This is a genomic window from Dokdonella sp. GW821-FHT11D02, from assembly GCF_058808595.1.
In genome coordinates this window covers 262125-279844 of the sequence record NZ_CM179520.1, presented here as the reverse complement: position 1 = coordinate 279844, position 17720 = coordinate 262125, and the positions used below count along the sequence as shown (strand labels likewise).

Here is a 17720-nt window from a genome sequence, read left to right as displayed (position 1 = left end):
CCGACAGCCTTGCAGAAGAGGAGCTACCGGCCACCATTCCGCTTCGAGGAGCCCGCGTCTCGGATTATCAGGCTATGCGAAGTTATGTTTGATCGTCCGTCGGTGCCGAAGGAGCGTTTGCCTTGATGTGGTGGGCCCACCAGGACTCGAACCTGGAACCAAGGGATTCGCGTGACCCGGTCGTTTCCGTCCGGCGCGGACTATCTCTTCACCCGCAGCGCGTGCTGGTGGGGTGCGGGACGCTCTAGCCTGTGATCAAGGGCGCTGCAGCCCTCAGGTAGTCTCTGCACCTTCCGGCGGTGTACCGCCGGCTTGGCTCAGGATTGCCGCCGGCCAGCATCGATGCGAGCTGCCGCTGCGGTTTCCCTGAATTCATCCCGTTCTCGTCCGTGGCTTTCGCCGCGGCGACACCTTTCGATGAGTCCCCTGCTCTAACCATTGAGCTATAGGCCCGTGCCGCGATCATAGGCGAGGCATCGCGCAGCCGCCAGCTGCAGCTCTCTGCTGACAGTCCGTTGTCAGCAGCCCCTCTCTACGCTGCCGCTCCCTTACAAGGAGTACGTCGATGAACACGCAAGCCGTTGCCAAGCGCCTGGTCGAGCTGTGCCGCGAAGGCAAATACGACCAAGCCCAAGAAGAACTCTACGCCGACGACGCCGTCAGCATCGAGATGGACGGCTTGCCGCCCGGTTCGATCGGCAACGCGAAGGGCATGGAGGCGATTCGCGAAAAGAGCCGCCAGTTCAACGACGGCATCGAAGCGGTGCACGGCGGCAGCGTCGGCGAACCGATCGTGGCCGGCGACTGGTTCTCGCTGGTGATGACGATGGATGCGACGTTCAAGGACCGCGGCCGCATCAACATGGAAGAGATCTGCGTGTACCAAGTGCGCGAAGGCAAGATCGTGCGCGAGCAGTTCTTCTACAACGTCGGTTAGAGCGTGCTGAAACGAAAAGGGCGGGCCACTGGCCCGCCCTTTTCGCTCGCGTGATAGCGCGCTTACTCGAGGTCGAGGAACGAGCGCAGCTGTTCCGAACGGCTCGGGTGACGCAGTTTGCGCAGCGCCTTCGCCTCGATCTGACGGATGCGCTCACGCGTGACGTCGAACTGCTTGCCGACCTCTTCCAGCGTGTGGTCGGTGTTCATGTCGATGCCGAAGCGCATGCGCAGCACCTTCGCTTCGCGCGGCGTCAGGCCGGCGAGCACGTCGCGCACGGTTTCCATCAGGCCGATGTTGGTAGACGAATCGACCGGCGAGACGATGGTCGAGTCTTCGATGAAGTCGCCGAGATGCGAATCTTCGTCGTCGCCGATCGGCGTCTCCATCGAGATCGGCTCTTTCGCGATCTTGAGTACCTTGCGGATCTTGTCCTCGGGCATTTCCATCTTGATCGCGAGCTCGTCGGGAGTCGGTTCGCGACCCATTTCCTGCAGCATCTGACGACTGATGCGATTGAGCTTGTTGATCGTCTCGATCATGTGCACGGGAATGCGGATCGTGCGCGCTTGGTCGGCGATCGAGCGCGTGATGGCCTGGCGAATCCACCAGGTCGCATAGGTCGAGAACTTGTAGCCGCGGCGGTATTCGAACTTGTCGACCGCCTTCATCAGGCCGATGTTGCCTTCCTGGATCAGGTCGAGGAACTGCAGGCCGCGGTTGGTGTACTTCTTCGCGATCGAGATGACCAGGCGCAGGTTGGCCTCGACCATTTCCTTCTTCGCGCGGCGAGCCTTCGCTTCGCCGATCGACATCGCGCGGTTGATCTCCTTGATGTCGGCGACGCCGAGATAGAGCGCCGTCTCGATCGAGATCAGCTTCTCCTGCTCGCCGACGATCGCGTCGCGCTGCACCTTCACCGCAGGCGACCACTTCTGGCGCTTGCGCGCGAGTTCGTCCGCCCACTCGAGATTGGTCTCGTTGGACGGGAACAGCTTGAGGAAATCCTTACGCGGCATGCGCGCGTGCTTGATGCACAGATCGCCGATCACGCGCTCGTGCTGGCGGATGTTGTTGACCACGTCGCGCAGCTTCTTGACGAAGCTGTCGATCATGATCGCCGGCAGTTTGAGCTTGAGGAAGGCCTCGGCCATCTCGTCGCGCAGCTTCTGCGACTTGCGATCGGCCGCGCCGTACTTGTCGGCGGTCTTCTGGAACTTCGCGTAGAACTGGCGCAGCTCGTCCATGCGGCGCGCGACTTCGACGAGGTCGATACCGGTATCGCCGGGCCCGGCTTCTTCCGCTTCGCCCTCGGCGGCGTCCTCTTCCTCTTCCTCCGCGCCATCGCCATCGGCGGCGGCTTCGGCGATCACGACTTCCGGCTGCTCCTGATCGGCGAAGCCGGCGAGCACTTCCGACAGGCGCTTTTTGCCCTCGGTGTGCTGGTCGTATTCTTCGATCAAGAGCTGGATCGACCACGGGAAGCTCGCCAGTGCGGACTGCACCTGGTTCAAGCCTTCCTCGATGCGCTTGGCGATCGCGATCTCGCCTTCGCGCGTGAGCAGTTCGACCGTGCCCATCTCGCGCATGTACATGCGCACCGGGTCGGTGGTGCGGCCGACTTCGGCGTCGACCGCGCTCAGCACGGCGACGGCTTCTTCGGTCGCGGTGTCGTCGTCGGTCGCGACCGGCGTTTCCGGCAGCAGCGTTTCGGTATCGGGCGCAACTTCGTGCACCTCGATGCCCATGTCGTTGATCATGCCGATGATGTCTTCGATCTGTTCCGGATCGACGATGTCGTCGGGCAGGTGATCGTTGACCTCGGCATAGGTCAGGTAGCCCTGCTCCTTGCCCTTGATGATCAGGGTCTTGATCTCGGACTGCTGCTCCTGGTTGTGTTCGGCGGCCATGTGTGGGGTTCCGGTAGCTCTGTACGGCAAAGGAAAGAAAGTATAGGAGCCGCGTCAAGGTCGGCTTAAGTCATTGCTGGAGCTTGGTTACGTGGTTCCTGCGCGGCGGCTGCCGCGGTGTCACCATTCGTTGCGTTTGCGACTGTCGATGGCGGGCGCTGCGGCGTCCCTGTCGCGGCAATCCGTTCAATTCGCCTCGAGGCGGAACGTCACCGGTCCGTCGTTGACCAAGTGCACTTGCATGTGGGCGCCGAAGCGCCCGATTTCCACCCCTGGGTGGCGCGTCCGCGCGAGCTCGACCAGGCGGTTGAACCAGCGTTCGGCTTCGGCCGGCGCGGCGGCGGTGGAAAATCCCGGCCGCATGCCCGAACGCGTATCGGCGGCGAGGGTGAATTGCGATACCAGCAGCAATCCGCCGCCGACGTCCGCCAGCGAGCGATTCATGCGCCCTTCGGCGTCGGCGAACACGCGATAGCCGAGCACGCGCTCGAGCAGACGCTGCGTCTGCGCCTCGCCGTCGCCCGGCTGCACACCGATCAGGGCGAGCAAGCCGGCACCGATCGCGCCGACCGTGCGCGCGTCGACGTCGACGCGCGCTTCGCTGACGCGCTGGATCAGGGCGATCATGCCGAACTCCTGGATCGGGCCGCCCATCCTCACAAGCGCGGCGGCACGCGGTCAATGTCTCCGGCTCGATCGCTACAATCGCTGTCCTCATGAAGCCCTCTTCGCTCACTTGGCCGGCGGCGCTGCTGCATGCCAGCCTGCGCCTCGGCGGCCGCCTGTCGCTGCCGCTGCTGCATGCCGCAGGCACCCTGCTCGGGCGCCTGCTCTGGCGGATTCCGGGGCGCACGCGTCGCATCATCGAACGCAATCTCGCCCTGGTATTAACGCAACAGAGCGCAGAAACCAGACACGCGCGCGGTCGCGAAGCGGCGATCGAGACGGGCAAGTCGTTCTGCGAGATCGCCAAGATCTGGGGCAACGACCCCGCCCAGGCGCTCGGGCTGATCCGCGAAACCCGTAACGAAGGACTCTTTCATGACGCGCTCGCCGCCGGCCGCGGCCTGATCGTCGCCGCTCCGCATTTGGGTTGCTGGGAGCTCTTGAACTACTGGCTCGCCAGCCAGACGCCGCTGGCGATCCTGTACCGCGCGCCGCGCCACGACTTTGCCGAACCCTTGCTGCTGAAGGTGCGCGGCGCCTTGCCGGTCGAGCAGGTGCGCGCGGAAGGCGCCGGCGTGCGCACCTTGTACAAGCGCCTGAGCGCCGGCGGCGTGGTCGGCATCCTGCCCGACCAGCAGCCGCGCGGCGGCGAGGGCGTGTCGGCGCCGCTGTTCGGGATTCCGGCGGCGACGATGGTGCTGCTGCCGCGCCTGGCGCAGCGTACCGGCGCCTGTGTGCTGTTCAGTTTCGTCGAGCGCTTGCCGCGGGGTATCGGTTTTCGCCTGCATTTCCTGCCGGCGCCGCCGGAACTGATGGACCCCGATCTCGACCGTGCGTGCGCCGCCTTGAATCGCGGCGTCGAGGCCTGCGTCGGGCTCGCATTCGCGCAGTACCAGTGGTCGTACAAACGCTGGCCGACGAAACTCGTCGACGAGCTGCTGGCGGCGCAGCGAAACGGTTAGCCGGTCTTTTCCAGGCGCTTGAGGAAGACCCGCATTTCCTTCGCCGCCTGCACGTCGCCGCGCGCTTGCGCGACCTCGATACCGCGCTCGAACGCGACGATCGCGCCGTCGGCGTCGCCGCTCTCGATCAAGGCGCGACCGAGCAATTTCCACGCCGCCGAATAGTCGGCATCGAACGCGACCGCCTCGCGCAGCACGCCCGCCGCACCGACGGCGTCGCCGTGGCCGAGCAAGGCCTGGCCGAGCGAGAAGCGCAACAAGGCGCCGTCGCGCGGCCCGCCGATCTGCGCACGCAGGCGTGCGATGAAATCCGTCGTCATGACCCGATCATCGCATGCGACGGCGTCGGTTCCACCTTCAAGACTTGCGCCGCCGCCTCGCCGCCGCGATGCGGTGCACGTCGTGCGTGACCACGCCCGATTCCGATTCGGGCCGGGCGAAGAAATGCGGGTGTTCCAGCGTCTGCTGCATGTCGGCCAGCCCCGAAGCCCAGTGCTCCTGCATGGTGCCGAGGCCGAACGCGTAGTCCTTGAACTGTTCCTCGTACGGCTTGGCCTGATAGATCAAGTGCACGATGTTGAACACGCGATCACAGATCCACGGCTCCAGCGTTTCCATCAGCTCCGGTCGCAATTTCTTCTTCGGCACTTCGCGCAGCAGCTCGCCGATCGCATTGCGCAGTTTCTGGATGCGCGCGACGGTGTTGGTGGTGAAGCGCGTGCGGCTGGAGAACTGGATGTCCTTCTGCCGCTCGAGCACTTCCATCAAGGTCTTCGGCCGGTCGCCGAGCGCACTCCACAAATCCACCTGGAACACCAGGCTGTCCAGCCGCGGCGTGCTGGTCAGTACGTAGTCGAGCGGCGTGTTGGAGACCAGCCCGCCGTCCCAGTACTGCTCATCGCCCACCGCCACGGCCGGAAACGCCGGCGGCAGCGCACCCGAGGCCATGATGTGCTCCGGCCCGATGCGCTCCTTGGCCGAGTCGAAGTAGCGGAAATTGCCGTTCTCGACATTGGTCGCGCCGACCGAAAGGCGCACGCCGCCGGCATGGATGCGGTCGAAGTCGACGAAGCGCTCGAGCGTGGTCTTCAACGGCGAGGTGTCGTAGAAACTGGTCGCCTTGGCGCTGCCGTCGGCGAACAGGAACGGCGACTGCGTGCGCGGACTGAAGAAACCGCGCTGCCCCTGCACCAGAGCGTCGAGCGCACCGAGCGTGTTCGTCCATGCCGACAGCGCCTGGCTGGCCGGCAGCCAGGCGAATGCGCTGCGCATGAAGGCCGTCGCCGGCGCGTAGGAGCCGGCCGGTTCGCAGATCGTCTGCCAAAACTGGCGCAAGCGCTCGACCCGGTCTTCCGGTGCGTTGCCGGCCAGGATCGCCGCATTGATCGCGCCGATCGAGGTGCCGGCGAACCAGTTCGGGCGGATGCCGCCCGCGTGCATCGCCTCGTACACGCCGCACTGGTATGAGCCGAGCGCGCCGCCGCCCTGCAGAACCAGGGCGACGGTCTGGTATTGCTCGGCGTGAGCGGCCGGAGTTTCCTTCGGCTTGGCTGCGCTGCGGCGCGCCGCCAGCGGCTCGCGCGCCGCGCGCTCGCCGGCGGCGCGGCGCGTGCTGGCTCCGCGGGAGCGCCGCGACGCGCTCATTGCATGAACCAGCCGTGGCTGACGATCAAGCTCTGGCCGGTCAGCGCATTGGTTTCGAAACCGGCGAAGAACAGCGCGGCCGCGGCGACGTCGTCGACCGTGGTGAACTCGCCGTCGACGGTCTCCTTCAACATGACGTTCTTGATCACCTCTGCTTCAGAGATGCCGAGTTCCTTGGCTTGCTCGGGAATCTGCTTCTCGACCAGCGGCGTGCGCACGAAGCCGGGGCAGATCACGTTCGCGCGAACACCGTGCTCGGCGCCTTCCTTCGCCACCACCTTGGCCAGGCCGACCAGCGCGTGCTTGGCGGCGACGTACGGGGCCTTCAGCTTCGAGGCTTCTTTCGAGTGCACCGAACCCATGTAGATGATCGCGCCGCCCTTGCCGCGTGCGTACATCGCGCGCAGGCAAGCGCGTGTGGTCAGGAACGCGCCGTCGAGATGGATCGCGGTCAGCTTCTTCCAGTCGGCGTAGGCGAACTTGTCGACCGGATTGACGATCTGGATGCCGGCATTGGAAACGAGGATGTCGACCTGACCGAACTGCTTGACCACGGCGGCGACGCCGTCGTCGACTTCCTGCTCGCTGGTCACGTCCATCTTCACGCCGAGCGCCTTGGCGCCCTTCGCCGCGAGTTCTTGGGCGGTCGCGTTGGCCGCATCGAGGTTGATGTCGGCGATCGCCACCGCCGCGCCGTTCTCCGCGTAAACCTCGGCGATGCGCTTGCCGATGCCGCTGGCCGCGCCGGTCACGATCGCCACTTTGCCGTCGAGTCGCATGATTCATCCTTCCATTGGTGCGGCACGACGCCGCGAAGTCGAGAGATGCGGCAGGCCCTTGGGACTACAAGAGCATGCCGCCGCGAAAAGGATTTGCGTCAAACATATCGCTTGGGAATGCAAAAATTTGAAAGCTTGGCCTGAGGCGAACGCGCCGGACTATTGGACCGGCGATCACGGACGATCGCCCCAGCAAATCAAAAAAAAAGCGCCGTACATGACGGCGCTAATGGGAGTGTGAAATGAAGCTGCCTCCTGTGACCGCCCGATGACAGCGAAGTTCCGCACTGCAGCAAACGGCAGCTGAACGAGCGGTCGGCGGCCTCTTCATCTCAGGCGTCGGCCAGAGTGCGCATGGTCGCGCGCGGGTCGATGTCCAGGTCCTTCAATTTGCGGTACAGGTGAGTGCGTTCCATACCGACGGCCTTGGCCAGCTTGCCGACGCTGCCGCCGGCGACGTCGAGCTGATGCAAGAGATAGGCGCGCTCGAACTGCTCGCGCGCTTCGCGTAAGGGCAGGCCGAAGTCGATCGCCGGTGCGTTCGTGGCGGGCGCCGTCGCCGCGACGGGCGCACTCTGGCCGAGCGCGCGTTCGACTTCGTCGAGACCGACCTCGCCGCCGCTTCCGAGCACCAACAGGCGCTGCACCAGATTGCGCAGCTCGCGCAGATTGCCGGGCCAGGCGTAGTGACGCAGCCGGTTCTGCACCGCGACCGGGAAATGGCGGTAGGGCAGCTTGTCGCGATTGGCGAACCAGTCGGCGTGGTAGCGCAGGAGCTCGGGAATGTCGTCGCTGCGCTCGCGCAGCGGCGGTACCGTCAACGGCACCACTTTGAGCTGGTAGTACAGCTCTTCGCGGAAGCGCCCGGCCGCGACCAGCGCTTCGAGATCGTGCGCCGTCGCCGCGATTACGCGCGCTTCGATCGCGATCGGCTCGTGACCGCCGCAGCGGATCAGCTGGCGGCGTTCGATCACGCTGGACAGGCGCAACTGCAATTCCGGATCGAGATCGGCCACTTCGTCGAGGAACAAGGTGCCGCCGCTGGCCTGTTCGATCAGGCCCTGCTGCAAGCCGTTCGCGTCCTCGGCGCCGAACAGCGCCAACGCCGCGTGCTCGCGCGCGATCGCGCCGGCGGCGACGGTCACGAACGGACCCGCACGCCGCGCGCTGCGCTCGTGCAGCGCGCGCGCCAGGGTTTCCTTGCCGGTCCCGGGCTCGCCGTGCACGAGCACGCCGGTATCGTGCCCGGCCAGTTTGTCGATCTGTCCGCGCAGCGCCTGCGTCGCGCGGCCGGTGCCGACCAGCTCGGCCGGTGCCGGCAATTGGCGGCGCAGGCCTTCGTTCTCGCGCTTGAGCCGGCCGGCTTCGAGCGCATGCCCGACCACCAGCAGCAGCTTGGTCAGCGAAATCGGCTTCTCGATGAAATCCCAGGCGCCCAGCCGCGTCGCCTCGACCGCGGTTTCGACCGTGCCGTGACCGCTGATCATCACCACCGGACAGGGCAGGCCGCCGCGTTCGCTCCACTCGCGCAACAGGCTGATGCCGTCGAGATCGGGCATCCAGATGTCCAGCAGCACCACGTCCGGCTGCTGGCGCCGGCGGGCCTCGCGCGCGGCCGCCGCCGACTCGGCCAGATCGACGGCATAGCCTTCGTCTTCGAGAATGTCCTTGATCGTGGCTCGGATGTCCGGCTCGTCGTCGACGACGAGGATGCGTGCGCCCGTCATGCTCTCTCCGCTCGCATGTTGCAAAAACGAGACACGGAGCATAGCGCAGGCGAGCCCGCGCAGGTCACCTCAAAACCGCTTCAGACGCGAACGGATCTGCCACTTGCGCCACAAGTTGGCCGGCTTGCGCGCCAGCGAACCAAGGCGTCCCGCATTCAGATCGGCGACCGCCTCGAGCACGCGTTCGCTCGAACGGCCGTCGCGCCAGGGATGGATCGCGTCGGCGTACGCGGCGAGTTCGGCCTGCAGCGCGGCGGTCGGCGCGAACGCTTGCGCCAGCGCGGCTTCGAGCTGCTGCGGCGCCTCGATGTCGATCATGTGCGGCTTGGGCGCGCGGTTGCGTAAGGTCACTACCGGCTTTCTTTGCACGACGAATTCGGACACCACCGAGGAGGTATCGCACACCAGCACGTCGGCCGCGCGCAGCGCCGGCACCAGCACATCGGCCTCGATGAAGCGTGCGTTCGGTCCGGCCAGGGCGCGGTATTGCGCCACCCAGTGCGGATCGGACTTCGGGTGCAGGGTCAGCAGCCAATAGTGCTCGCCGCGCGCGATCTGGCGCGCGATCTCCTCGTACAGCAGCGCGGCCGAGCTGAGGCTTTCGGTAAAAGTCGACGCGTACAGCACCACCGGCCGCCCATCGGGCGAGCGCAACTGTGCCGCTGCGCTCGCATCCGGCGCGAACAGCGGATCGAGCTTCGGCCAGCCGGTCTCGACCACGGCGAAATGGCCGTGTTCGCGCGCGAGTTGGCGGAACGGCGCCGTCGTCGCCGGACCTTGCGTGCAGTACAAATCGAACAAGCCGCGGATGCGGAAATGCCCGCGCTCATCGGCACGTTTCTCGACATTGAAGCCGTGGAACAGCTGCACCTTGGCGCCGGGAAAGAAATGCGGCGCCCAATTGCTCGCCGCCAGCACCGCCTGCGGCGCCCACGCCGCGACGGCGCGCGCATCGTCCAATCGACGCTCGCCGCCGTTCAGATGGCTGGCGGCGGCCTGCGGCAGGAACCAGGCCGCTTCGTCGCCGCGGGCGCGGATCGCCGCCTCGAGCGGCCGCAGAATCGGCAGTGCGTACAGTTCGGTTGCAAACAACAGATATCGAGACACGTCAGTCCTTGCACATCGCCCAAATCCGCTCGCGGCTCGGGCGCATCCCCGGCTTTCGAGCCTAGGATGTAGCCTCCACCGCGCGAACAAAAGCCCCACATGCGGGCGTCATCGCCGTTCGCTACCCTATGGAGTCTGTCATGCGATCGTCCGCGTTCGCTCTCGTGGGGGAAGGAGAGTGCTGCGGGCGCGCCGATTTCCTCTTGTCGTCCAGCGCGGCCATCGATGGCCGCATTTCTCACACCTTTCCGATCCGCGCCTGCCCATGTCCGCCAGACCCGGCCTCTCCGCCTGCATCATCACGTTGAACGAATCCGACCGCATCGACGCCTGTCTCGATTCCCTCGCGTTCTGCGACGAGATCGTCGTGATCGATTCGGGTTCGACCGACGACACGCACGCCCGCGCCCGCGCCAAGGGCGCGCGCGTGCTCGAACGCGCCTTCGACGGTTATCGTTCGCAGAAGGACTACGCAGTCAAGGCTGCACGCCACGACTGGGTACTCTGCCTCGACGCCGACGAGCGCGTCACGCCGAAGCTGCGCGAGTCGATCGAACGCGCGCGCGAGGCCGGCTTCGCCGGCCACGCCGGTTATCGCTTCGCGCGCCTGAGCGAATACTTCGGCGCACCGCTGCGCCATGGCAACGCCTATCCCGATCGCGTGCTGCGCCTATTCGACCGCCGCCACGGCGGCTGGCGCGGCGCGCGCGAAATCCACGAGCACGCCAGTGTCGACGGCAAGGTGGCGACCTTGGCCGGCGATCTCGAACACCTGTCCTATCGCTCGATGGCCGATCAGCTCGCCCGGCTCGAACGCTACGCACGCATGATGGCCGAGCACATGCACGCGAAGGGGCGTCGCGCGAGCCTGGCCAACATCGTGTTCAACCCGTCCTGGCGCTTCTTCCGCGGCTACGTGTTGCGCGCCGGCTTTCTCGACGGTTGGCGCGGTCTGGTCTACGCCTACGTCAAGGCCAATTACGTGCGGCAGAAGTTCATCAAGCTGTGGCTGCTCGGCCACGGCGGCCGCCTCTAGGGTGCGCGACGAAAAGGCCTCCTATCCCGTCCTCGCAGCTCACCGACCCGGAACCCGCGCGTGCGCGTCAGCCTGATCGTACTCACCTACAACTGGCCGCGCGCGCTGGCGCAGACTCTGACCAGCATCGCGCGGCAGTCGCGCCTGCCGGACGAGGTCATCGTCACTGACGACGGTTCGACCGCCGACACGCGCGCGCTGGTCGAACGCCAAGCGCGTGGATTTCCGCTTCCGCTGGCGTATCTGTGGCAGGAGGACAGCGGCTTTCGCGCCGCACGCGCGCGCAACCGCGGCATCGCTGCGGCGCGCGGCGAGTACGTCGTCATCGTCGACGGCGACATGCTGCTGCATCCTCGTTTCCTCGCCGACCATCTGGCCTTTGCGCAGACGGATCGCTTTCTCGCCGGCGGCCGCCTGCGCGCGACCGAGCGCGCGACCGCGCGCCTGCTCGACGGCGCGGCGCCGGTGTTCTGGCCCTGGATGGAAGGCGAATTCGATGCGCCATACGACTTCCGCCGCTATCACGCGCTGCGCTGGCCGTGGCTGGCGCGGCGCAAGGCGCGCGGCCGGCGCGGCCGCATCATGAGCTGCAACATGAGCTTCTGGCGCCGCGACCTCGAACGCGTCAACGGCTTCGACGAGGCGATGGAAGGGTATGGCAGCGAAGACCTCGAACTCGGCGCGCGGCTGGAGAACGCCGGCGTGCTGCGCAAGCAGCTGAAATTCGCCGGACTCGCCGTGCATCTGCACCACACCTCGCGCGCGCCCCCCGACCCCAACGACTTGTCGATGCCGAACAATCGCATCCTGCACGAGACACGCAACGGCGGACGCGTGCGCTGCGAACGCGGACTCGACTTGCACGCGCACGAATTCACCACGCCCCCGCCGGACCTGCGCGGCGCGACCGCGCCGGCGGAGCGCTTCGCATGAGCCGCATCCACGTCGCCGCGCGCGACAACGGCGCCGGCCTGTCGCGCGATCTCGGCATCCTCGCCGGCGCGCTCAGCGAGGCCGGCTTCGACGTCACCATCAGCGCGATCGGCCAGGGCGGCGCGCGGCGGCAGCTGCGCCATCTGCAATTGCGCGCCAAGCTCGCGCTGGCGCGCTGGCGCGGCGGCGCGGCGCAGGGGCGTTTCGACGTCAACATCATGCTCGAACGCGCTTGGCGCAAATATCCGCTGCTGGCTCGGCGCAGCGCGCTGATCCCCAATCCGGAATGGTTCAAGCCCGAATACGCGCCGTACTTCGGCGCGGTCGATCGCGTTTTCGCCAAGACGCGCCACGCCGTACCGATTTTCGAAGCGCTCGGCCGCCGCACCGACTACGTCGGCTTCAGCAGCGGCGACCGCATGCTCGCCGGCGTGCCGCGCGAACCGATCTTCTTCCACCTCGCCGGCCGCAGCGGCAACAAAGGCACGCAGCCGCTGGTGGAGTTGTGGTTGCGCCACCCGCAGTGGCCGGCGCTGACCATCGTGCAGCGCGAGAAACTGCCCCAGCCGTTGCCGCAGGCAGCCAACCTGCACTACGTGACGCGCTATCTGCCGGACGCGGAATTGCGCCATCTGCAGAACCGGCATCTGTTCCATCTTTGCCCCTCGGAGACCGAGGGATTCGGTCATCACCTGGTCGAAGCGACCAGCGTCGGCGCGATCGTGCTGACCACCGACGCGCCGCCGATGAACGAACTGATCCGGCCGGAACGCGGCGCGCTCGTGGCCTACAGCCACACCGGTGAGCAACGCTTGGCGACCACCTACTTCGTCGACGAAACCGCGCTCGAAACGGCGATCGAACGTCTTCTCGCCCTCGATGCCGGCGCGCGCCGATCGCTCAGCGATCACGCCCGCGCCTGGTACGAGCGCAACGATGCGGATTTCCGCCGCCGCCTGGTCGCCGCGGTCGACGATCTCGCGCGCTCGGCCTGAGGCCGAAACGAGCCGACGCTACGGCGTCGGATTGGCTCGTGCGACCGCGCCGTCGAGCGGAAGCCGCAATACGAACTCCGCGCCGCCCTCGGCGCGATTGCCGGCGCGCACGCTGCCGCCGTGCTCCTCGACGATCTTCTTGACCACGGCGAGACCGAGACCGGTGCCCTTCGGTTTGCTCGTCGTGTACGGCTCGAACCAGCGCTCGCCGAAGTCGGCCGGCAGGCCGGGGCCATTGTCGGCGACAGCCAGTTCGACCCAATCCTGCTCGTCGGCATGCACCAGGCGTGTGGTGACGCGGATCTGCGGCTTGCGCGCTTCACCGATCGCTTCGAGCGCGTTCTTGAGAAGGTTGTGCAGCGCCTGGCGCAGGCGCACGGCGTCCACGCGCACTTGCGGTTCGCCCGGCGCGAAGCGGCGCGCGAGACCGATGCGCTGATCGTTCTCGTACAGATCGAGCACTTCGCCGAGCAGCGCATGCAGGCCGACTGGTCGCGTCGCCAGCTGCGGCGGACGCGCGTAATCGCCGAATGCGTTGACCATCGTCTTCAGCGCTTCGACCTGGCTCACGATCGTGTGCGTGGCGCGGTCGATCAGCTCGCCTTCCTCCGGCGACAGGCGGCCCAAGAATCGCCGGCGCAGACGTTCGGCGGCGAGCTGGATCGGCGTCAGCGGATTTTTGACCTCGTGCGCGAGACGGCGCGCGACCTCGCCCCAGGCCGCATCGCGCTGCGCGCGGTTGAGTACGGTCAGATCGTCGAACACGGCGACGTAGCCGGCCTGCTCGGGCAGAGCCGCACCGCGCAGCATCAGCATGCGGCGACCGGCGACGGTGTCGATCACGACTTCCTCGCGCCACTCGCGCAGGTTTTCGCGCAAGTGCCGCGCGAGCGGATCGACGAAGGCGGCGAGTTCGGCGCGCGCTCCTTTCAGTTCGAGCAGATCGCGTCCGACGTAGCGCGCCAAGGTCACGCCGAGGATCGCCTCCGCCGCACGATTGGCGACACGCAGGCGGCCGTCGCGATCGAAACCGAGCACGCCGGCCGACAGACGTTCGAGCACGGCTTCGAGCCAGGCGCGCTGCTGTTCGGTTTCGCGTGCGCTCTTTTGCGCGCGCGCGCCGGCGAACTCCAGCTCGCGCGTCATCTCGGCGAACGAGCGCACCAGAAAACCCAGCTCGTCGTCGCTCGCCGGCGGCAGCGGCGTGTCGTAGCGGCCGGCGCCGATCGCGCGCGTCGCCGCGGCGAGGCGTCCGACCGGCGCGACCAGGCGCCGCGCGACGCCGAACGCGGCCAGCACGACCACCAGCACCGACAGCAGCAGCACGAAGGTGAGGATCAGGGCGAAGGTCAGCTTGAGCGAGCCGCGCAGGAATTTCAGGCGCTGGAAATCGAAACTGGCGCTCTCGATGCCGCGCGTCAGCGGTTGCAAGCGATCGGGCAACGGGAACAGGCCCTGCAACAGCCGCGCTTGATTGCGCCCGATCGCGCCGTTGGCGGCGATCGGCAGCACCACACGCAACACCAGCGCATCGCCGATCGGTTCGGCGGCGGCGTAACGACGTTCGCCCTGCACGCGCATCAAGAGCGCGCTGTCGGGCAGCGGCGGATCGAGATGGCGCGGATCGGAACTCGCGGTCGCCTGCACGCGGCCGTCGTCGCCGAACACCGTCAGCTGGGTCGCACCGAGGCGGTCGATGTCGGCGTCGAGCGCCGCTTGCGCCGATTCGCTCGGCTCGCTCGCGAGCCGAGCGACCAGTTCCGCGCTCGCCGCTTCGGCCACGCGCAAGCGCTCTTCGACGACGATGCGGCCGATCTCGAGCGCATCGTCGAGTCCTTGCTCGAGGCGCACGCTGAACCAGTTCTCCACCGTCGCGTCGAGGAAGCGCAGCGCGAAGCCGTACACGACCACGATCGACGGCACCGCGAGCAAGATCAACATGCTCAACAGTCGCCGGTTCAGGCGCGCGCCGGGGGTGTCGCGGCGGATGTCCCCGCGCAGACGCCACAGGCGCTGGGCGATTGCGAACACCAGCACCGCCAGCGCCACGATCGCCGCGCCCAGCACCCAGCGGTAGTGGGCGGCGAAGCGCACGCTGTCGCTGGCCGCGTCCTCGGCCAATTTCAACGACGCCAGCAGCAATGCCGCGACGGCCAGCGCCGGCAGCACGCGGCGGAAGAAGAAATTCAGCGCGCCGCGAGCGTCCATGCGTAGTCCGTTGCGGCCAGTTGCCAAGCCGGTTCGAACAAGGCCGGCAACCGCAGCGCGCCCGGCAGCGCGGCCGGATCGAGCCGGGCCGACACGGTCAGCGGCGTCGACGGCGGCAAGGCGGCGAAACTCGCCGGCAGCTCGAAACGCAGCGCGCCGAGCGCGGCGACCAGATACGCCGGCGTCGGATAGCTGCGCGGCTCGGTGCTGCCGGCTTCGCGCAATTGGTAGCGACGCGAGAGCGGGAAGTAACGCAGCTCGACGCGCTGCCGCTGCGTCTGCGCACGCGGCCAGCGGCCGGCGCTGAGATCGATCTGCAAGGTGATCGGGATGCCGTGCTCGAGCGCATCTTGCACCGGTCCGCTGAGGCGGCAGTCGAGCCCGAGTTCCAACGCGGCGCTGCCGGCGTTGTCGACCAGGCGTGCGCTGCGCACGACCAGGCTGCCGGGTTGCTGCTGACGGATCACCTCGCAGCCGGCCAGCGCGCAGACGAGCAGCAGCGCGAGCCCGATTCGGCTACGCATGCTTTTCCGCTGCGTGCTTTTCCAGTACGGCGTAATAGAAACCGTCCATGCCGCCCTCGCCCGGCAGGTTCTGACGTCCGACGCCGGCGCTGCGTCCGAAATGTTCCGGCAGCACCGCCGCGGAGGCGTCCGCATGCGCGACGAGGAAGTCGGCCAGCACCGCTTCGTTCTCGGCACGCAGCAACGAACAGGTGGCATAGACTAGCCGCCCGCCCGGCGCCAGCAAAGGCCACAGCGCGCGCAGCAGGTGCTGTTGCATCGCTGCCAACGGCGCGATGTCGGCGCCGCGCCGGTGCAGCTTGATGTCGGGCTGGCGGCGGATGATGCCGCTGGCCGAACACGGCGCGTCGATGAGAATGCGCTCGAAGCGGCGGCCGTCCCACCAGGTCGAGGGTAGGGTTGCGTCGCCGCAGCGCAGCTCCGCACGCAAGCCCAGACGCGCCAGGTTTTCGCCGACGCGTGCGAGGCGGGTTTCGTCGTTGTCGAGCGCGAGCAGATCCACATCGGCGATTTCGAGCGCATGCGCCGCCTTGCCGCCCGGCGCCGCGCAAGCGTCGAGTACGCGCTGACCATCGCTCAAATCGAGCAGCTCGGCGACTCGCTGCGCGGCACCGTCCTGCACCGAGAACGCGCCTTCGGCGTAACCGGGCAAGCGCGTCACGTCGGCGCTGGCGGCGAGCACGATCGCATCGGGTAGCTCAGGGTGCGCGGCGGCTTCGATGCCTGCGGCCTGCAAGCGTTCGAGCAGGTCGGCGCGCGTGCCGCGGCGGCGATTCACGCGCAGCGTCAGTGCGGCCTCGAGGTTGTTCGCCGCGACGATCGCCTTGGCCTGCTCGGGCCAATCGCGCCCGATCGCTTCGATCAGCCAGCGCGGATGCGCGCTGGCGCTGACCGGATCGGCGTCCAAGCGCAGCTCGAGTTCTGCCCGCTCGCGCATCCAGCGCCGCAGCACGGCGTTGACCAGGCCGGCGTAATGCGGCTGGCCCAGCACGCGCGCCGCGTCGACGCAGGAGGCGACCACGGCGTAGTCGGCGAGTCCGAGTGCGGCCAGCTGGGCCAGGCCTACCGCGAGCAAGGCGCGCACTTCGCGCGCCTTCGGTGGCAACGGTTTGTCGGTCAACAAGGCGACCGCAGCGTCGAAACGCAGCCACCAGCGCGAAGCCTCGAACAGCGACGCCGCCAACAACGCGCGATCGCGCGCATCGGCGATGCGCGGGTTCGCCTCGCTCAACGCGGCGCGCAGCGAAGCGCCGTCGAACACGATACGAGCCAGCGCACGCGCAGCCTCGGCGCGCACCGCGGCTCCCGGCGTAGGCGGCGCCGCTTTGCGCGCTCGCGTCGTCTTGCGTGGCGGCGGGCGGTTCATTGCTTCACGTCGCGGCGCGCGTTGAGCCAGTCGCGCACGGCGACGCGGCGACCGCCTTCGCGCTGCAACTCGCGGATGCGCAACAGACCGTCGCCGCTGGCGATGTCGATCGCGTCGCGATGCGTCGCGACCAGACTGCCGGGCGCGGCCGCGCTCGCTTGTGCGATCGCCTCGGCCGACCAGATGCGCACGCGCTCACCGTGAATTTCCACCTCCGCGACCGGCCACGGATCGAACGCGCGCACCTTGCGCGCGAGCGCGACGGCGGGCTCGTTCCAATCCAGGCGCGCCTCGGCCTTGTCGAGCTTGTGTGCATAGGTGACGCCATCGGCGGCCTGCTGCGTCGGCGTGAGCGCCTCGCCGCGCTGCACGCGTGCGAGTCCTTCGGCGAGTACGTCCGCACCGAGCGCAGCGAGCCGATCGTGCAGGCTGCCGCCGGTGTCGGCGGCGGCGATGGCCGTGCGTCGTTCGAGCAATACCGGGCCGGTATCGAGGCCGGCTTCCATCTGCATCAGGTCGACCCCGGTTTCGCTGTCGCCGGCGAGGATCGCGCGCTGGATCGGCGCCGCGCCGCGCCAGCGCGGCAGCAGCGAAGCGTGCACGTTCCAGCAGCCGAGCCGCGGCAGCGCCAGCACAGCCTTGGGCAGGATCAGGCCGTAGGCGACGACGACCAACAGGTCGGCTGCGTAGGTGCTCAAGCGTTCGCGCGCGGCGGCGGCGCGCAGCGTTTCCGGCTGCTCGAGCGCAATGCCTGCTTCGAGCGCCGCTTGCTTGACCGGACTCGGCGCGAGCCGCCGCCCGCGCCCGGCCGGGCGATCGGGTTGCGTGTAGACGGCAACGACTTCGGCGCCGCTGGCGAGGCAGGCACGCAGCGCGGGCACGGCGAAGTCGGGGGTGCCGGCGAAGACTAGACGCATAGAAAAACG

At 67.7% G+C, this 17720-nt stretch carries 16 protein-coding genes; 5 read left to right on the top strand and 11 right to left on the bottom strand.

What is annotated here, in order from left to right; all coding sequences use genetic code 11:
• The first annotated feature begins 565 nt into the window (after window positions 1-565).
• A complete protein-coding gene (locus tag AC3QL3_RS01230; RefSeq protein WP_492896429.1) occupies window positions 566-937 on the top strand; it encodes a SnoaL-like domain-containing protein in 372 nt (123 codons plus the stop codon).
• Window positions 938-999: 62 nt separating this feature from the next.
• On the opposite strand, the gene rpoD is transcribed toward AC3QL3_RS01230, so the two are convergent.
• Complete coding sequence (rpoD, locus tag AC3QL3_RS01225; protein ID WP_492896428.1) at window positions 1000-2847, bottom strand: RNA polymerase sigma factor RpoD; 1848 nt, start codon at window positions 2845-2847, stop codon at window positions 1000-1002.
• A gap of 186 nt (window positions 2848-3033) precedes the next feature.
• Window positions 3034-3474: a D-aminoacyl-tRNA deacylase gene (dtd, locus tag AC3QL3_RS01220; RefSeq protein ID WP_492896427.1), complete on the bottom strand. Its 441-nt coding sequence runs from the start codon at window positions 3472-3474 to the stop codon at window positions 3034-3036.
• Between the two features lie 89 nt (window positions 3475-3563).
• Between dtd and AC3QL3_RS01215 the strand changes: the two genes are divergently transcribed.
• Window positions 3564-4475 (top strand): LpxL/LpxP family acyltransferase, encoded by a 912-nt coding sequence (locus tag AC3QL3_RS01215; protein WP_492896425.1) that lies wholly within the window; start codon window positions 3564-3566, stop codon window positions 4473-4475.
• Here AC3QL3_RS01215 and AC3QL3_RS01210 read toward each other — a convergent pair.
• The 5 genes from AC3QL3_RS01210 to AC3QL3_RS01190 form a co-directional block, all read right to left on the bottom strand.
• Window positions 4472-4795 carry a tetratricopeptide repeat protein gene (locus AC3QL3_RS01210; RefSeq protein WP_492896424.1) on the bottom strand — a complete coding sequence of 108 codons (324 nt, stop codon included), beginning with the start codon at window positions 4793-4795 and terminating at the stop codon, window positions 4472-4474. The two genes, AC3QL3_RS01215 and AC3QL3_RS01210, sit on opposite strands and share 4 nt — an antisense overlap.
• Before the next feature lie 37 nt (window positions 4796-4832).
• Window positions 4833-6119: a DUF3734 domain-containing protein gene (locus AC3QL3_RS01205; protein WP_492896423.1), complete on the bottom strand. Its 1287-nt coding sequence runs from the start codon at window positions 6117-6119 to the stop codon at window positions 4833-4835.
• Entirely contained in the window at window positions 6116-6901 is a 786-nt protein-coding gene (locus AC3QL3_RS01200) for a 3-hydroxybutyrate dehydrogenase (protein ID WP_492898826.1), read from the bottom strand. Before AC3QL3_RS01200 ends, AC3QL3_RS01205 begins: the two co-directional genes overlap by 4 nt.
• Window positions 6902-7230: 329 nt before the next feature.
• The gene (locus AC3QL3_RS01195; RefSeq protein ID WP_492896422.1) at window positions 7231-8625 is read right to left on the bottom strand and encodes a sigma-54-dependent transcriptional regulator; all 1395 of its coding nucleotides are present in this window, start codon (window positions 8623-8625) and stop codon (window positions 7231-7233) included.
• Window positions 8626-8694: 69 nt separating this feature from the next.
• Window positions 8695-9732: a CDP-glycerol glycerophosphotransferase family protein gene (locus tag AC3QL3_RS01190; protein WP_492896421.1), complete on the bottom strand. Its 1038-nt coding sequence runs from the start codon at window positions 9730-9732 to the stop codon at window positions 8695-8697.
• Window positions 9733-9997: 265 nt separating this feature from the next.
• Here AC3QL3_RS01190 and AC3QL3_RS01185 point away from each other — a divergent pair, with 265 nt between their 5' ends.
• The 3 genes from AC3QL3_RS01185 to AC3QL3_RS01175 are packed head-to-tail and all read left to right on the top strand — an operon-like array spanning window position 9998 to window position 12696.
• Window positions 9998-10768: a glycosyltransferase family 2 protein gene (locus AC3QL3_RS01185; RefSeq protein WP_492896420.1), complete on the top strand. Its 771-nt coding sequence runs from the start codon at window positions 9998-10000 to the stop codon at window positions 10766-10768.
• Between the two features lie 60 nt (window positions 10769-10828).
• Entirely contained in the window at window positions 10829-11701 is an 873-nt protein-coding gene (locus tag AC3QL3_RS01180) for a glycosyltransferase family 2 protein (RefSeq protein WP_492896419.1), read from the top strand.
• The gene (locus AC3QL3_RS01175; protein ID WP_492896418.1) at window positions 11698-12696 is read left to right on the top strand and encodes a glycosyltransferase; all 999 of its coding nucleotides are present in this window, start codon (window positions 11698-11700) and stop codon (window positions 12694-12696) included. The genes AC3QL3_RS01180 and AC3QL3_RS01175 overlap by 4 nt, the downstream gene beginning before the upstream one ends.
• A gap of 18 nt (window positions 12697-12714) precedes the next feature.
• Here AC3QL3_RS01175 and AC3QL3_RS01170 read toward each other — a convergent pair whose 3' ends face one another.
• From AC3QL3_RS01170 to fmt, 4 genes are read right to left on the bottom strand one after another with little or no spacing between them, the layout of a single operon-like run.
• Window positions 12715-14904 (bottom strand): sensor histidine kinase, encoded by a 2190-nt coding sequence (locus tag AC3QL3_RS01170; protein ID WP_492896417.1) that lies wholly within the window; start codon window positions 14902-14904, stop codon window positions 12715-12717.
• Window positions 14883-15428 (bottom strand): DUF4390 domain-containing protein, encoded by a 546-nt coding sequence (locus AC3QL3_RS01165; RefSeq protein ID WP_492896416.1) that lies wholly within the window; start codon window positions 15426-15428, stop codon window positions 14883-14885. The genes AC3QL3_RS01170 and AC3QL3_RS01165 overlap by 22 nt, the downstream gene beginning before the upstream one ends.
• Complete coding sequence (gene rsmB / locus AC3QL3_RS01160) at window positions 15421-16794, bottom strand: 16S rRNA (cytosine(967)-C(5))-methyltransferase RsmB (RefSeq protein WP_492896415.1); 1374 nt, start codon at window positions 16792-16794, stop codon at window positions 15421-15423. Before rsmB ends, AC3QL3_RS01165 begins: the two co-directional genes overlap by 8 nt.
• A complete protein-coding gene (fmt, locus tag AC3QL3_RS01155; RefSeq protein ID WP_492896414.1) occupies window positions 16791-17711 on the bottom strand; it encodes a methionyl-tRNA formyltransferase in 921 nt (306 codons plus the stop codon). Before fmt ends, rsmB begins: the two co-directional genes overlap by 4 nt.
• Between the last annotated feature and the right edge of the window lie 9 nt (window positions 17712-17720).

Bases quoted from the DNA above. Each gene is read 5' to 3' on its own strand.
- AC3QL3_RS01185 (WP_492896420.1), top strand. From the start codon at position 9,998: ATGTCCGCCAGACCCGGCCTCTCCGCCTGCATCATCACGTTGAACGAA.
- AC3QL3_RS01230 (WP_492896429.1), top strand. From the start codon at position 566: ATGAACACGCAAGCCGTTGCCAAGCGCCTGGTCGAGCTGTGCCGCGAA.
- AC3QL3_RS01195 (WP_492896422.1), bottom strand. From the start codon at position 8,625: ATGACGGGCGCACGCATCCTCGTCGTCGACGACGAGCCGGACATCCGA.
- AC3QL3_RS01165 (WP_492896416.1), bottom strand. From the start codon at position 15,428: ATGCGTAGCCGAATCGGGCTCGCGCTGCTGCTCGTCTGCGCGCTGGCC.
- AC3QL3_RS01210 (WP_492896424.1), bottom strand. From the start codon at position 4,795: ATGACGACGGATTTCATCGCACGCCTGCGTGCGCAGATCGGCGGGCCG.
- AC3QL3_RS01205 (WP_492896423.1), bottom strand. From the start codon at position 6,119: ATGAGCGCGTCGCGGCGCTCCCGCGGAGCCAGCACGCGCCGCGCCGCC.
- AC3QL3_RS01170 (WP_492896417.1), bottom strand. From the start codon at position 14,904: ATGGACGCTCGCGGCGCGCTGAATTTCTTCTTCCGCCGCGTGCTGCCG.
- AC3QL3_RS01175 (WP_492896418.1), top strand. From the start codon at position 11,698: ATGAGCCGCATCCACGTCGCCGCGCGCGACAACGGCGCCGGCCTGTCG.
- rpoD (WP_492896428.1), bottom strand. From the start codon at position 2,847: ATGGCCGCCGAACACAACCAGGAGCAGCAGTCCGAGATCAAGACCCTG.
- dtd (WP_492896427.1), bottom strand. From the start codon at position 3,474: ATGATCGCCCTGATCCAGCGCGTCAGCGAAGCGCGCGTCGACGTCGAC.
- fmt (WP_492896414.1), bottom strand. From the start codon at position 17,711: ATGCGTCTAGTCTTCGCCGGCACCCCCGACTTCGCCGTGCCCGCGCTG.
- AC3QL3_RS01215 (WP_492896425.1), top strand. From the start codon at position 3,564: ATGAAGCCCTCTTCGCTCACTTGGCCGGCGGCGCTGCTGCATGCCAGC.
- rsmB (WP_492896415.1), bottom strand. From the start codon at position 16,794: ATGAACCGCCCGCCGCCACGCAAGACGACGCGAGCGCGCAAAGCGGCG.